The organism is Terrabacter terrigena (genome assembly GCF_042676085.1).
Classification (GTDB): Bacteria; Actinomycetota; Actinomycetes; order Actinomycetales; family Dermatophilaceae; genus Terrabacter; species Terrabacter terrigena.
Genome location: NZ_JBHTKH010000021.1, coordinates 41,783 through 56,148, shown reverse-complemented (window position 1 = coordinate 56,148; position 14,366 = coordinate 41,783). Strand labels below are relative to the sequence as shown.

12 protein-coding genes are annotated in these 14,366 nt (G+C 71.7%); 4 read left to right on the top strand and 8 right to left on the bottom strand.

From position 1 onward, the window contains the following. The first annotated feature begins 73 nt into the window (after positions 1-73). Positions 74-865, top strand: a complete 792-nt coding sequence (locus ACFQ2V_RS20050; protein ID WP_386054706.1) for a glycerophosphodiester phosphodiesterase — start codon at positions 74-76, stop codon at positions 863-865. A 2-nt stretch (positions 866-867) separates the two neighbouring features. Here the strand turns inward: ACFQ2V_RS20050 and ACFQ2V_RS20045 are convergent, their stop codons facing one another. Then, the gene (locus ACFQ2V_RS20045) at positions 868-1,506 is read right to left on the bottom strand and encodes a hypothetical protein (RefSeq protein WP_386054705.1); all 639 of its coding nucleotides are present in this window, start codon (positions 1,504-1,506) and stop codon (positions 868-870) included. Continuing rightward, positions 1,503-1,997, bottom strand: coding sequence for an acyl-CoA thioesterase (locus ACFQ2V_RS20040; protein ID WP_386054704.1), 495 nt, complete (start codon positions 1,995-1,997; stop codon positions 1,503-1,505). The genes ACFQ2V_RS20045 and ACFQ2V_RS20040 overlap by 4 nt, the downstream gene beginning before the upstream one ends. Before the next feature lie 121 nt (positions 1,998-2,118). Between ACFQ2V_RS20040 and ACFQ2V_RS20035 the strand changes: the two genes are divergently transcribed. The 3 genes from ACFQ2V_RS20035 to ACFQ2V_RS20025 all read left to right on the top strand — a co-directional run bounded on the left by ACFQ2V_RS20035 (position 2,119) and on the right by ACFQ2V_RS20025 (position 5,564). After that, positions 2,119-4,260, top strand: coding sequence for a RecQ family ATP-dependent DNA helicase (locus ACFQ2V_RS20035; protein ID WP_386054703.1), 2,142 nt, complete (start codon positions 2,119-2,121; stop codon positions 4,258-4,260). Positions 4,261-4,312: 52 nt separating this feature from the next. After that, positions 4,313-5,281: an acyl-CoA thioesterase gene (locus ACFQ2V_RS20030; RefSeq protein ID WP_386054702.1), complete on the top strand. Its 969-nt coding sequence runs from the start codon at positions 4,313-4,315 to the stop codon at positions 5,279-5,281. An 88-nt stretch (positions 5,282-5,369) separates the two neighbouring features. Beyond that, positions 5,370-5,564, top strand: coding sequence for a hypothetical protein (locus tag ACFQ2V_RS20025; protein ID WP_386054701.1), 195 nt, complete (start codon positions 5,370-5,372; stop codon positions 5,562-5,564). Positions 5,565-5,615: 51 nt separating this feature from the next. Here ACFQ2V_RS20025 and ACFQ2V_RS20020 read toward each other — a convergent pair whose 3' ends face one another. The 6 genes from ACFQ2V_RS20020 to ACFQ2V_RS19995 form a co-directional block, all read right to left on the bottom strand. After that, positions 5,616-5,825: a dodecin gene (locus ACFQ2V_RS20020; protein WP_386054700.1), complete on the bottom strand. Its 210-nt coding sequence runs from the start codon at positions 5,823-5,825 to the stop codon at positions 5,616-5,618. Positions 5,826-5,938: 113 nt separating this feature from the next. Continuing rightward, the gene (gene treZ, locus ACFQ2V_RS20015; protein WP_386054699.1) at positions 5,939-7,753 is read right to left on the bottom strand and encodes a malto-oligosyltrehalose trehalohydrolase; all 1,815 of its coding nucleotides are present in this window, start codon (positions 7,751-7,753) and stop codon (positions 5,939-5,941) included. Beyond that, entirely contained in the window at positions 7,750-10,203 is a 2,454-nt protein-coding gene (treY, locus tag ACFQ2V_RS20010; protein ID WP_386054698.1) for a malto-oligosyltrehalose synthase, read from the bottom strand. The genes treZ and treY overlap by 4 nt, the downstream gene beginning before the upstream one ends. After that, positions 10,200-12,371 carry a glycogen debranching protein GlgX gene (gene glgX / locus ACFQ2V_RS20005; RefSeq protein WP_386054697.1) on the bottom strand — a complete coding sequence of 724 codons (2,172 nt, stop codon included), beginning with the start codon at positions 12,369-12,371 and terminating at the stop codon, positions 10,200-10,202. Before glgX ends, treY begins: the two co-directional genes overlap by 4 nt. Before the next feature lie 154 nt (positions 12,372-12,525). Beyond that, positions 12,526-13,509: a siderophore-interacting protein gene (locus ACFQ2V_RS20000; protein WP_386054696.1), complete on the bottom strand. Its 984-nt coding sequence runs from the start codon at positions 13,507-13,509 to the stop codon at positions 12,526-12,528. Beyond that, positions 13,506-14,366 carry an ABC transporter ATP-binding protein gene (locus ACFQ2V_RS19995; RefSeq protein WP_386054695.1) on the bottom strand — a complete coding sequence of 287 codons (861 nt, stop codon included), beginning with the start codon at positions 14,364-14,366 and terminating at the stop codon, positions 13,506-13,508. The genes ACFQ2V_RS20000 and ACFQ2V_RS19995 overlap by 4 nt, the downstream gene beginning before the upstream one ends.

Sequence of the window (14,366 nt, the reverse complement as noted above, 5' to 3'; positions counted from 1 at the left end):
ACCTCCTGACCGCCGACCACCACAACCGTCAAACCTCTTGCCTGCCGGCAGCGGCTTGACATAGGAGAAACGCATGGTGACGAGCAGGCCGTATCTCGACCGGACGCCGGTGGCGCTCGCCCACCGGGGTGGCTCGCTCTACCCGCCCAACGTCGGCCTCGAGAACACCATGACCGCCTTCGGCAACGCCGTGGCCCTCGGCTACACCCACCTCGAGACCGACGTGCACGTGACGCACGACGGGATGCTCGTCGCCTTCCACGACACGCGGCTCGACCGCGTGAGCAACGCCCGGGGGCTGATCCGCGAACTGCCCTGGTCGCAGGTCTCGTATGCCGTCATCGGCGACGGCGAGCACGTCCCGCTGCTCACGGACGTGCTGGACGCCTGGCCCGACATCAACCTCAACATCGACCTCAAGGCGCCCGGCACGGCCCTCCCGCTGTGGCAGCTCATCGAGAAGCGTGGCCTGCACGACCAGGTGTGCGTCGGCTCGTTCTCGCAGCGCAACATCTCCCAGTTCCGGCGCCTCTCACGGGGCCGTGTGGCCACCGCCGCGGCCGAGGTGGGCACGGCGCTGGCCCGGTTCGGTCCGCGTTGGCTGACCGCCCTGCTGCGCACCCCGGCCGACGTCTTCCAGGTCCCGCCGAGCCTGCCGCTACGCGGTCGGTCGGTGCAGGTCGTCACCCGTGGCCTCGTCGACGCGGCGCACCGCCACGGCAAGCAGGTGCACGTGTGGACGATCGACGAGGCGGACGAGATGCACCGTCTGCTCGACCTCGGCGTCGACGGGCTCGTCAGTGACCGCATCGACGTGCTCAAGGACGTTCTCGTCGAGCGCGGGGTGTGGACCGGGCGAACCTGACCTCAGCGGACGAGCACGTGCCCCCGGGCCGTGCTGAGCCGCGTCCACCGGCCGTGGGCCGAGATGGAGGCGGGCTCACCGGCCGCCGTGAAACCGAGGACGTGGGCGCCGAAGGCAAGCCCCGCGGCGATCGGCGGCACGGTGTCACTCATCGCCGCCCACGTGCGACGTCGCAAGGCGTCGACCGCGTGCGACCCGGCACCGTCCGGGGTTCCCTCAGCGACCTGTGCGATCCCTTGCCGCGCGATGGAGTCCACCGCCTCGCCATCGATCTGACCCACGGGCTCCCACCCGTCGCGCGGAGGCGTCAGACCGCTCCATGGGGCACGCACCGTCGTCGGAGGCACGCTGAGGACCGAGCCACCGTCGTCTCGGGCCAGCCGGTCGGACACGGCCGCGAACGACACCGTCGCATCGACCGAGCCGGACGGCGCGATCGACACCACGCGCATGCCGAGCACGGTCCCCTCGCCCATCAGGCCGCTCCCCTCGATCACGGCGACCGTCGTCACCAGCAGGGTGCCCAGCACCTGCAGGCGCACGGCACCGTCGGGGTTGGCCTTGCGGGCACGCCCGAGGTACGTGCCGAGGTCGGCGAGGCCGCGCGGGTCGCCGAAGTCGATCTGCGGGGTGCCGGTCACCGGCGCCGCCGGCGGAACGGCGCCGGCTCGCCCTCGTGCGTGCGCAGCGAGGCGCGCTCCTCGGGACGCATGCGCCGCGGCGACTCGCTCGTGAAGTCGTAGAGGGCCAGCTCGGTCTCGGCGACGGCGTAGACGCGCCGCTCGCCGTCGGGCGCGTCCACGCCGTCGGGGTCGGTGACGATGTAGGCGACGTCGAAGCCCGCACCACCCACGCGTGAGACCCACATCTGGATCTCCACCGGCTCGTGCCGGAAACCCAGGGGTCGGCGGTACTCGATCTCGTGACGCGACACGAGCACGCCCTCGTCGAGGAGCGACTTGTCACCGGCGCCGCCACCGTCGAACCAGTCGCGGAACGCGATGACGCGGGCGTCCTCGAGCAGGCGCAGGAACTGCACGTTGTTGATGTGGGCGTACGCGTCCATGTCGGACCAGCGCAGCGACACCTGCGCCGCGTAGGGCCTCGCCTTCGGTTCGCTCGTCTGCGTCATGGCCCCATCCTTCCAGCCGCGGGCGCGCGGGCTCGTCCCCATCCCCCTGCGGACCGGACACCCGTCCACAGGTCGGGTGTGCCGGTCGGCGCAGCCGGCACGGCCACGTAGGTTGGGTGCCATGTCGACCTCACCCGCCGCCCTGTCTGCAGCCGACGTCGACCCCGGGCTGCGCGAGCGCGCGACGACCGCAGTGCGCCGGCTGGTGGGTCGTGACGACGTCGACTTCCGCGACGGCCAGCTCGAGGCGATCAACGAGCTCGTTGCCGGTCGGCGCCGCGTGCTGGTCGTCCAGCGCACGGGGTGGGGCAAGTCCGCGGTCTACTTCGTGGCGACGGCACTGCGCCGCGCGGAGGGCGCCGGCCCCACGGTGATCGTCAGCCCCCTCCTGGCGCTCATGCGCGACCAGATCGCCGCCGCGGAGCGCGCCGGCATCCGGGCCGTGACCCTCAACTCGACCAACGCCGACGAGTGGGGTGCGGTCTCGGGTGCGCTCGCACGCGGCGAGGTCGACGTGCTGCTCGTCAGCCCTGAACGCCTCAACAACCCACGGTTCCGCGACGAGCAGCTTCCGGCGCTCGCCGAGTCCTGCGGCCTGCTCGTCGTCGACGAGGCCCACTGCATCAGCGACTGGGGCCACGACTTCCGGCCCGACTACCGCCGCATCCGCGACCTGCTCACCACGCTCCCCGAGAGCACCCCGGTGCTGGCCACCACGGCCACGGCGAACGCCCGCGTCGTCACCGACGTCGTCGAGCAGCTCGGCGCCGGCGGCCGTGACGTACTCACCCTGCGCGGCCCCCTGGCCCGCGCGTCGCTACGCCTCGGCGTGCTGCCCCTCGCGGCCCCCGAGCAGCGACTGGCCTGGCTCATCGCCCACCTGGGCGAGCTGCCCGGTTCGGGCATCGTGTACGCCCTGACCGTGGCCGCGGCCGAGGACGTCGCGGTCGCCCTGCGCGAGGCCGGCCATGAGGTCGCCGCCTACACCGGACGCACCGAGCCGTCCGAGCGCATCCGCCTCGAGGAGGCCCTCCGCGACAACCAGGTCAAGGCCCTCGTCGCGACGTCGGCCCTCGGCATGGGTTTCGACAAGCCCGACCTCGGCTTCGTGCTGCATCTCGGCGCGCCGTCGTCGCCGGTCGCCTACTACCAGCAGGTCGGCCGAGCCGGCCGCGCCACCGACCGGGCCGACGTGCTCCTGATGCCCGGCCCGGAGGACAAGGACATCTGGCGCTACTTCGCGTCCGCGTCGATGCCGCGGCAGGACCAAGCCGACGCGGTCGTTCGCGCCCTCACCGAGTCCGAACGGCCCCTGTCGACCATGGCGCTCGAGACGATCGTCGACGTTCGCCGCACCCGACTCGAGCTGCTCCTCAAGGTGCTCGACGTAGACGGCGCCGTGCACCGCGTCCCCGGCGGCTGGACCGCCACCGGCGAGCCCTGGGCCTACGACGAGGAACGCTACGGCCGGGTCTCCGAGGCGCGCGAGCGCGAGCAGCAGCTCATGGTCGACTACGAGCGCACCGACCGCTGCCGCATGGCGTTCCTGCAGGAGTGCCTCGACGACGAGTCCGCAGAGGCGTGCGGTCGCTGCGACCGGTGCGCCGGACCATGGTTCGACACGACGATCCCCGAGGCGGCCGTCAACACGGCGCGGTCCCGGCTCGAACGCCCCGGCGTGGTGCTGGAGTCGCGCGCGCAGTGGCCGAGCGGCATGGAGCGCCTCGGCGTGCCGCTCAAGGGCAAGATCGCGCCCGCGATCGCGATGGGCGAGGGTCGCGCCGTGGCGCGCCTCAGCGACCTCGGCTGGGGACAACGCCTGCGCGAGCTGCTCCGGGGCGACGACCGCGAGGTCCCGCCGGAGGTCGTCCGGGCCTGCGTCGACGTGCTCGCCGGCTGGGGCTGGGCAGATCGTCCGGCTGCCATCGTCTCGGTGCCGTCCCGGCGTCGCCCCCAGCTCGTCGGGTCGCTCGCCGCGGGTCTCGGCCAGCTCGGGCGTCTGCCGTATCTCGGCGCGCTGGACCTCGTCGAGGGCGGCCCCGTGGGAGACCCCGGTGGCAACAGCGCGTTCCGCCTCGCCAACGTGTGGGGCCGGCTGGCGGTGGGGTCCGAGCTCGCGGCCTCGCTCGCCGGTGTGCCGGGCCCGGTCCTGCTCGTCGACGACGTCAGTGACTCGCGCTGGACCCTCACCGTCTGCGCCGGCCTCCTGCGCGAGGCCGGGGCCCCTGCCGTGCTCCCCCTGGCCCTCGCGCTGGAGGCGTGACACGCGTCGCGGCCCCGACTGACAAGACCCGGGCGGCCAGTAGGGTCGACGTGTGAGTGCCGACGCCCCCGCTGAGCCGCGCCCGCTGCCACCGCTCGAGGACCTCCTCGACGTGCTGACCCTCCGCGACATCGGGACGGCCAGGATCGCCGTCACCGACGTGCTCGGGCGCGACGCCGCCGAGTCGATCGGGGCGACGTCGGCGCGGGTCTTCGAGGGCCGCAGCCAGAAGATGCCGCACGGTCGTGTCTTCGGCGGCCAGGTCCTCGCGCAGTGCGTCATGGCCGCCGGCATCACCGTGCGCGACGTCAACGACGGTGACGGGACGAGGCCGATCCACTCGCTCCACGGCTACTTCATGCGGCCCGGCGACGACACCCTCCCGATCCGCTTCGCCGTGGAGGAGATGCGCGACGGCAACTCGTTCTCGACCCGGCGCGTCCACGCGGTGCAGAAGGGCGCCCCCATCATGTCGATGGTGTGCTCCTTCCAGGAGCGGGCCGGCGGGCTCGACCACCAGGACGCCATGCCCGCCGTCCCCGGCCCCGACGGTCTGGCCTCGCTCGCCGACGCGTTCCGTGGAATCGACCACCCCGGCGCCAAGCACCTCGCGGAGTCGCGGCCCATCGAGATGCGGCCCGTCGAGAGCAACATGTTCGTCGACGCGGGCGAGCAGCAGGTCGCCACGAACCACGTCTGGATGCGGGCGATCGACCGGTTGCCCGACGACCCGCTGCTCCACGCGGCGGTCCTTGCATACTCCAGCGACTACTCCCTGCTCGAGCCGGTGCTCCGCCGCCACGGGATGGTCTGGACCGACCCGCGGCTGCGCGTGGCGAGTCTCGACCACTCCATGTGGTTCCACCGCGACGCCCGGGCCGACGAATGGCTGCTCTACGCCCAGCAGTCGCCGTCGGCCGTCAGCGGGCGTGGCCTGTCGATCGGCGAGATGTACACGCAGGACGGCACGCTCGTCGCCACGACCGCCCAGGAGGGCATGGTCCGGGTCAAGGACGCCTGACGCCGCAGACCCACCAGTCGGGCCGTCCGCCCGCCGTGATGCCTGCGTTCCGGCAACGCTACCGGCGGACGGCGAGGAGGATGGGTCCATGGGTGAGAGCACGCACCGAGAGCCTGGGCAGGAACAACGACGGCGCGGACGGTGGTGGTGCCGCCTGCACGTCTGGCACCGCTGGCGCACCCGGCGCTACCCCAACAGCAGCGACCCCGGTGCTCGCTACCAGGAGTGCCTCGACTGCGGCAAGCAGCGAGACGTCGCGGTCGGCCCGGGCATGGCCCCCTGACCGCGCCGGCCGAGCCGGGGCGGGCGGCAACGACCGGGCGCTGTCGCTCCCTCAGTCCTCGAGCCGGAACCCGAGCTTGACGGTGACCTGCCAGTGGGCGACGGCCCCATCGGCGAGCTGGCCGCGGATGTCGGTCACCTCGAACCAGTCGAGGTTGCGCAGCGTCGAGCTGGCTTTGGCGACCGCGTTGCCGACGGCGGCCTCGATGCCCTCCGGCGACGACCCGACGACCTCGGAGATCGAATACACGTGGTTGGCCATGTCTTCTCGATTCGCTCAAGGCACCCGGGCTCTCCGAGCCGCCTCGAACCAAACTAGACCCGCGCGCCCGGGCACGGCCCGGGTTCCGAGCCGACCCTCCCAGCGGCGAGGGCTCAGCCGGTGCGCACGACGGCGACGTCGTGTCCGTCGAGCCACACGCCCCGCTCGTCGACGATCGGCGGCCGGCCCCACGAGGCCAGCACGTGCCGCACGTCGCCGTCGAACGGCACGACCTGGCTCCGGCTCGCCAGGTTGCAGACGACGTGCACCGAGCCGCGCGAGAGGATGATCCAGCCGTCACCCTCGTCGTACGCCACCGAGGTCGCACGCAGGTCACCCGAGGCCACGTCGGGCTGGGTGCGACGGACCCGGATCAGCTCGCGGTAGAAGTGCAGCATCTCGATGTGGCCCGGAGCGGTGGGTTCGCTCCAGTCGAGCACGCTCTGGTCCCGCGTGGCAGGGTCCTGCGGGTCCGGCACGTCTGCCTCGTCCCAGCCGTGCGCCGCGAACTCCCCACGCCTCCCGGAGCGCACCGCGTCGGCGAGCCACTCCTCCTCGAACGAGGTGAAGAAGGCGAATGGCGTACTCGCTCGCCACTCCTCACCCATGAACACCATCACGGTGAAGGGCGACAGCAGGTAGAGCGCCGCTCCGACCGCCTGCTGCCCCGGCGAGACCTGGTCGCTGATCCGGTCTCCGGTGGCCCGGTTGCCGACCTGGTCGTGCGTCTGCAGGTAGGCGAGGAACTGGTGCCCCGAACGGGCCGCGGTGTCCACCTTGGCTCCCCAGACGGTGCCGCGGAACGTCGAGTAACGGCCGTCGTGCAGGAAGGCGTCGGTCAGGGTCTTCGCCAGCACGGAGACCGGCCCACCGTGCGGCCACGCCTCCGTGCCACCGGCGAAGTCGGCGTAGTAGCCCTGCGACTCATGCGTCAGCGCGACGTGCAGGGCGTGGTGGACGTCGTCGTCCCACTGCGCCGTCATGCCGCGGCCGCCCTCGGCGGTGGGCGTGACCATGATCGCGTCGTTGAGGTCGCTCTCTGCGATGAGGTCGAGCGGTCGGCCGAGCTCCTCCGCGAGAGAGGCGGTCTCGTCGGACAGCTGTGCGAGGACGTGCGGCTCGGAGCCGTCTCGCAGCTCGTGGACGGCGTCGAGCCGCAGCGCGTCGACATGGAAGTCGCGGAACCACCGCAGGGCGTTGTCGACGACCCAGCGGCGCACCTCGTGGCTGCCCTCGGCGTCGAGGTTCACGGCTGGACCCCACGGCGTCGTGTGGGTGTCGGTGAAGTAGGGGCCGAAGTCGGCGAGGTAGTTGCCGGTGGGGCCGAGGTGGTTGTAGACGACGTCGAGGCAGACGCCGAGCCCCTGGGCGTGGCACGCGTCGACGAAGCGCTGGAAGGCCGCAGGCCCCCCGTAGGCGTGGTGCACGGCATACGGGGCAACGCCGTCGTAGCCCCAGCCGTGCGTGCCCCCGAACGCCGATACGGGCATGACCTCGACGACGTCGACGCCGAGCTCGACCAGGTGCCGGAGGTGGCCGATGGCCGCATCGAGCGTGCCCTCCGGCGTGAAGGTGCCGAGGTGGAGCTCGTAGACGACCGCACCCAGCACACCGCGGCCCTCCCTCGTGCCGCGCCAGCCCTCGTCGGCCCACGCATGGGCCGCCGGGTCGAAGGTACGGCTGGGTCCGTGCACGCCGTTGGGCTGCCAGGCGCTGCGTGGGTCGGGTCTGGGGTCGCCGCCGTCGAGACTGAACGCGTAGTCGAGCGATCCGTCGGAGGGAGGGGTCCAGGACCACCAGCCGCCATCGACGGACTCCATGGCGTGGCGGTCAGGACCGCTGTCTGCGTCACCCTCGGCGACCGGGCTGACGAGAATGTCGACGCTGCGGGCCGAGGGAGCCCAGACGCGGATCGGGTCTGCGGTCATGCGTCGTCACGTACCCGCACGAGCAGCGCCACGGGCAGGGCGCCTCGTCCACCGTCACCGGCGGCGTCACCGCCGACCAGCTCGGCGAGCCTGACGGAGCCGCCCGGGAAGGTGCGCGCCGAGATGGCATCGGACCACTCTCCCTCGGGCAGGTCGATGGTCGCTTCGCCGAATCCGCCTGAGTCAGCGAGACGCCCGGCAAGGCGGGTCACCACCGTGACGACCTCGACACCGGACGAGCTGCCTCGACCGAATGCGACGGCGTGCTCCGAGGTGGTCGCGACAGGGGCGTAGGTCGCGTCCTCCCCGGTGAAGCACTCGGCCCAGCCGCGGCGCGTTCGCAGCGCCGCAGCGGTGACGAGCAGCTTCTCGTCAGAGAGGTCCGCTGGCGCCGCTCCCCCGTCGAGCCGGGCCAGCCGGCCGCGTCGCTCGTCGTAGTCGACGAGGCGCCGGTTGTCGGGGTCGACCAGCGAGAGGTCGACGAGGTCGGTGCCCTGGTAGACGTCGGGGACCCCGGGCATCGTGAGCTGGACGAGCTTCTGCCCCAGCACGTTGGCGCGGGTCTCGGCAGCGGTGTGGGCCACCCACGTCTCCACGTGCGACACGATCTCGGGGGTGGCGACCACTCCGGCCAGGAACCGCTCGACCGCCGACTCGTAGGCCTCGTTCGGCTCGGTCCACCGCGTATGCAGCTTCGACTCGCGAATCGCCTTGAGCGCGTAGGCCTGGAGGCGTTCCTGACTTATCGGCCAGGCACCGACGACGGTCTGCCAGAGGAAGTACTCGGTCAGCGCGTCGAGCTCGTCGGTGCGGCAGGGGGTGGCCAGCTCGCGCGCGGTGCGCACCCAGTCGGCCCAGGCCTCGGGGCGTTCGGCGAGCACGAAGAGCCGCGCCCGCACGTCCTCGGACCGCTTCGTGTCGTGGGTCGAAAGCGTGGTCATCGTCTGCGGCCAGGTGTCGAGGAGGTGCGCGGCGAAGCGGTGGAACTCCCCGGCCGGGACGCCCACCTCTCGCGGGTCTCCGCCGACCTCGTTGAGGCCCACGAGGCGCACGTAGCGGTAGTAGGCGGTGTCCTCGATCGCCTTCGCCATCGCCGGCCCGCAGGTCTGCTGGAAGCGCACCACGAACTCGTCGCGCGCCGCGTCGTCCTGCACCGTCCCCTCGCCCAGGGCGAGGTCGACGAGGCCTTCTGCGCACGCGCGGTCGAGGCTCCCGTAGGCGTCACCGGCGCCACGTCGCAACGCGAGCTCGAGAGGCTCGGCCGACAGGCCACTGCGTGGGTGACCGGGCCGGACGTAGACCCGGTAGCGGTCCATCCCCAAGAGCATCGCCTCGAGCACCTCACGCACCGACGCCTCGTCGAGATCGGGACGCGCACGAGCGACGAGCCGCACGAGGCGGCTCACCTCGGCGGCGAGCATGACTGTCACGACCCACCGCTTGGACTCCTCGATGATCGCGTCGAGGTCCTGCCGCTGCCCGAGGACCTCGTCCGAGAGCCGGCTGAGCGGCTCCGCTCCAGCCGGGTCGACGAAGAGGCCGCCGACGCGCAGCAGCGCGTCGTATCCCGTCGTCCCCGCCGTCTTCCAGGCCCGGGGAAGCGGCTCGTCACCCTCGAGGATCTTCTCCACGACGACCCACGCCCCACCGGTCTGGTCGGCGAGCCGCTCGAGGTACCCCTCGGGGTCGGCGAGCCCGTCGGGGTGGTCGATGCGCAGGCCGTCGATCGACCCCGACCGCACCCCCTCGACGAGCAGCTCGTGCGTCGCGTCGAACACCTCCGGCTCCTCCACGCGCACCGCGATGAGCGAGGTCACGTCGAAGAAGCGCCGGTAGTTGAGCTCGGAGTCCCCGACCGTCCACGACGCCAGACGGTAGTGCTGCGCGTCGAGCAGCTCCCCGAGCGGGAGCGCGAGGTCGGTGCCGGGCGAGACCGGGAAGACGTGGTCGTAGTAGCGCACGACCGACTCGCCCTCGGACTCCCCCAACGTGATCTCGCCCGCGGCCAGCACCTCGTCGAGCGGGCCGCCGAGCACCGGCAGGAGGAGGCGCCCGCCCTGGGCGTCCCAGTCGACGTCGAACCACACGGCATACGGCGACTCGCGACCCTCGCGGAGCACCGACCACAGGGGGACGTTGAGCGACAAGGGAGTCGGCGTGGTCATGTGGTTGGGCACGACGTCGACGACGATCCCGAGGCCCGCCTCGTGGGCGCGCTCGACGAGCCGGGCGTATGCCGGGTCGCCGCCGAGCCCCTCGGCCACCCGTGAGTGGTCGGTGACGTCGTAGCCGTGCTTGGAGCCGACGGTCGCCTGGAGGATCGGTGACAGGTAGAGGTGGGTGACGCCGAGGTTCGCGAGGTGGTCGACCGTCGCTGCCGCGTCGTCGAGGGTGAAGTCCGGCTCGAGCTGGAACCGGTGGGTCGAGAGGGGCGCGCTGGCATACCTCACGCGATGGCCTCCTCCGCCAGTCCGGGCACGATCGGCGACGCCACCTCACGGGGGCACCTCAGCACGACGATGCTCCGCGGCTGGACCTGGATCTCCCACGTCGGCTCGAGGACGTTCTCCTCGACCTCGTGCAGCGCCGTGTCGATGACGGGCACCCAGCGCGGGCCGTACTCCTCGTCGGGCAGCGTGAAGGTCAGCGCCTCGTCGTGCGCGTTGAACATGACGAGGAACGAGTCGTCGAAGATCTGCTGGCCGCGGGGGTCGGGCTCGGGGATGGCCGACCCGTTGAGGAACACCATGAGCGACTTCGCGAGGCCGTTGCTCCACGCCTCGTCGTCCATGTGGGCGGCGTTGGGCATGAGCCAGGCGATGTCGCCGAGCTCGCTCTCACCACCGTGGTCGGCGTTGCCGGCGAAGAAGCGGCGACGGCGGAAGACCGGGTGCTCGCGCCGCAGCTTGACGAGCGACTGCGTGAACGCGAGCAGCTTCTGGTCGTCCTCGTCGAGGATCCACTGGATCCACGAGATGTCGTTGTCCTGGCAGTAGCCGTTGTTGTTGCCCTGCTGGGTGCGACCGAGCTCGTCACCGTGCAGCAGCATCGGCACACCCTGGGAGAAGAGCAGCGTCGTCAGGAAGTTGCGCTGCTGGCGCAGTCGCAGGTCGCGGATCGCCGGGTCGTCGGTCGGCCCCTCGACGCCGCAGTTCCACGAGCGGTTGTGGCTCTCTCCGTCGTTGTTGCCCTCGCCGTTGGCCTCGTTGTGCTTCTCGTTGTAGGACACGAGGTCGCGCAGCGTGAAGCCGTCGTGAGCGGTGACGAAGTTGATCGACGCGATGGGCTTGCGGCCGGAGTGCTCGTAGAGGTCGCTGGATCCGGTGAAGCGAGAGGCGAACTCGCCGAGCGCGCCGCCCTCGCCGCGCCAGAAGTCGCGCACCGTGTCGCGGTACTGCCCGTTCCACTCGGTCCACAGGGGCGGGAACCCGCCGACCTGGTAGCCACCTTCGCCGACGTCCCACGGCTCGGCGATGAGCTTGACCTGGCTGACGACCGGGTCCTGCTGGATGAGGTCGAAGAAGGCCGACAGCTTGTCGACCTCATGGAACTGGCGGGCCAGCGTGGCCGCGAGGTCGAAGCGGAAGCCGTCGACGTGCATCTCGGTGACCCAGTAGCGAAGCGAGTCCATGATGAGCTGCAGCACGTGCGGGCTGCGCATGAGCAGGCTGTTGCCGGTGCCGGTCGTGTCGTAGTAGTGGCTCAGGTCGTCGCTGACCAGGCGGTAGTAGCTGTTGTTGTCGAGCCCCCGGAAAGCCAACGTCGGGCCCATGTGGTTGCCCTCGGCCGTGTGGTTGTAGACGACGTCGAGGATGACCTCGATGCCGGCCGCGTGCAGCGCCCGGACCATGCCCTTGAACTCGAGCACCTGCTGGCCGCGCTGCCCGCCGGCGGCGTACCCGTTGTGCGGGGCCAGGAAGCCGATCGTGTTGTAGCCCCAGTAGTTCGACAGCCCCCGCTCGACGAGCGGCGCGTCCTGCACGAACTGGTGGACCGGCATGAGCTCGATGGCGGTGATGCCGAGGTCGTGCAGGTGGTTGATCATCGCCGGGTGGGCGATGCCGGCGTAGGTGCCGCGGATCTCCTCGGGGATCTCGGGGTGCAGCATCGTGAGGCCCTTGACGTGGGCCTCGTAGATGACGCTCTCGTGGTACTCGTGCCGCGGCGGCCGGTCGTCGCCCCAGTCGAAGAACGGGTTGATGACGACCGAGTGCATCGTGTGCCGCAGGCTGTCGTCGGTGTTGATCTTCGTCGTCGTCGCGGCCTTCGCGTCGCCGAAGGTGTACGAGTAGAGCGACTGGTCGTTCTCGGCCTGCCCCTCGATCGCCTTCGCGTAGGGGTCGAGGAGGAACTTGCTCGGGTTGCACCGGTGGCCGTGCTCGGGCTCGTAGGGCCCGTGCACGCGGAAGCCGTAGCGCTGACCGGGCTGCACGTAGGGCACGTAGCCGTGCCAGACGAAGCCGTCGACCTCGGGCAGGTCGAGGCGGGTCTCGTTCAGCTCGTCGTCGACGAGGCACAGCTCGACGCGATCGGCCGCCTCGGAGAAGACGGCGAAGTTCACGCCCGTGCCGTCGTAGGTGGCCCCCAGGGGGTAGGGCTTGCCGGGCCAGATCTCCATGCAACTTCTTCCGTCGTCGGTCGCGACCGGGTGGCCGCGGTGCCACCGTGTGGCACTGGGCGGACGACGGTGGCCGCAGGCGCCATTCTTGCCTGCCCGCCCCGGGGCCACGCAACACCGGCCGTATGCCGGTCGGCGCGTCGCGTGGTCGGGGTCAGCTCGCGCGTCCCTGCTTCCAGTACCCCATGAAGGCCACTTGGTGACGCGGCAGGCCCGCATCGCCCACGAGGAGGCGCCGGCACGCCTTGACGGTGTCGGAGTCTCCCGCCACCCAGGCGTACGTGTCGTGAGGCCCGAGGTGCGCCGCGTCCTCGAGGGCGCCGGTCACGTCGTCGCCCGACGAGCTGTACATCGCCGTCTCCCAGACGTCGTCGTCGAGGTCGGCCGCCCGCCCGAGCGACGGGAGCTCGTTGACGGGCCGGCCGTCGGTGTCGAGGCGCAGGCAGGAACGCAGGGTCGCGAGCGCCTGCGTGCCACGGTCGCGGTCGCCGCGGGCGATCCAGTGCGCCTCGATGCCGGGCGGGAAGCGCACGTCGAGGAAGTCGGTGGCATCGGGCACCTCGACGACGGCGATGCCGTCGGTGTCGGCCGGCAGGGCCTCGGCGATCGACGCGAGGGCCGGCACGGCCGTCTCGTCGGCCACCAGGATGAGACGTCGGGCGCCGGCAGGGGCGAACTCGACGCCGCCGAACGTGCGCTCGTGGCCGCGGCGGGGGGCGAGGAGCCCGATCTCGTCACCGACCCTCGCTCCTTCGGCCCACGTACCGGCCGGCCCGGCGGCACCGTTCTCTGCAGCACCGTTTGCGGGAGAGCCGTGCAGCACGAAGTCGACGACGAGCTGCCGGTCGTCACCCTCGCCCACGACGGCGCGCGCGGTGTAGGTGCGCACGAAGCCTCGCTCCTCCTCCGGCAGGGCGAGCCACGCCGCGTACCAGCCGTCGGCGTCGAGCTGGGGCACCTGCCGTCCCGGTCTGGGGATGAGCAGCTTGACGCGCTGGTCGAGCGTCGGAGCCTCGGGGCCCAGGTGCTCGAAACCGTCTCCCCCGAAGCAGATTCGCACGAAGGAGGGGCTGAGGCGCTCGATGCGGCGCACCACGGCTGCGAGCAGCAGGACGGGGTTGACGGCGGTCGTGGTCACGAGGTGGCTCCGGTCTGCTGGCGGGTCGAGGTGGGCACGACGAGCGGTGAGCCCGTCACGGGGTCGGCGATGACACGGCTGCCGAGGCCGAAGACCCGGTCGACGAAGTCCTCGTCGACGAGGTCTGCCGGGGCGCCGCAGCCGACGAGGCACCCGTCGCGCAGGGCGACGACGTGGTCGGCGTACCGCGCCGCGAGGTTGAGGTCGTGCAGCACCATGACGACGGTGGTGCCGTTGCGCTGGTTGAGGTCCCGCAGCAGGTCGAGCACGTCGATCTGGTGCGCGACGTCGAGGAACGTGGTCGGCTCGTCGAGCAGGACGACCTCGGTCTTCTGCGCCAGGGTGAGCGCGATCCAGACCCGCTGGCGTTGCCCGCCGGACAGCTCGTCGACGTGGCGGTCGGCGAGGTCGAGGGTTCCGGTTGCCTGCATCGCACGGGCGACGGCCTCGTCGTCGGCGGCGGACCAGCGGCGCACGAGCGTGTGGTGGGGGTGGCGGCCACGACCGACGAGGTCGACGACGGTGATGCCCTCCGGCAGCGGCGGACTCTGTGGCAGCAGCGCGACGCGGCGCGCGAAGTCCTTCGGGCGCAAGGACCACACGTCGTGCTCGGCCCCGTCCGTCGTCAGGCGCACGTGTCCCGCGGCCGGCTTGAGCAGCCGGGAGAGGCCGCGCAGCACGGTGGACTTGCCGCAGCCGTTCGGCCCGACGACCACCGTCACCATGCCGGCGGGCACGTCGAGATCGAGGCCCTCGACGACCCTGCGGCCGTCGTAGGAGAGGGTGAGACCCCGCGCGCTGATGGCGTGGGTGCGCGTCCCCGCGGCAGGCGGCGCGGTGCTGAGGGTGGTGGTCAT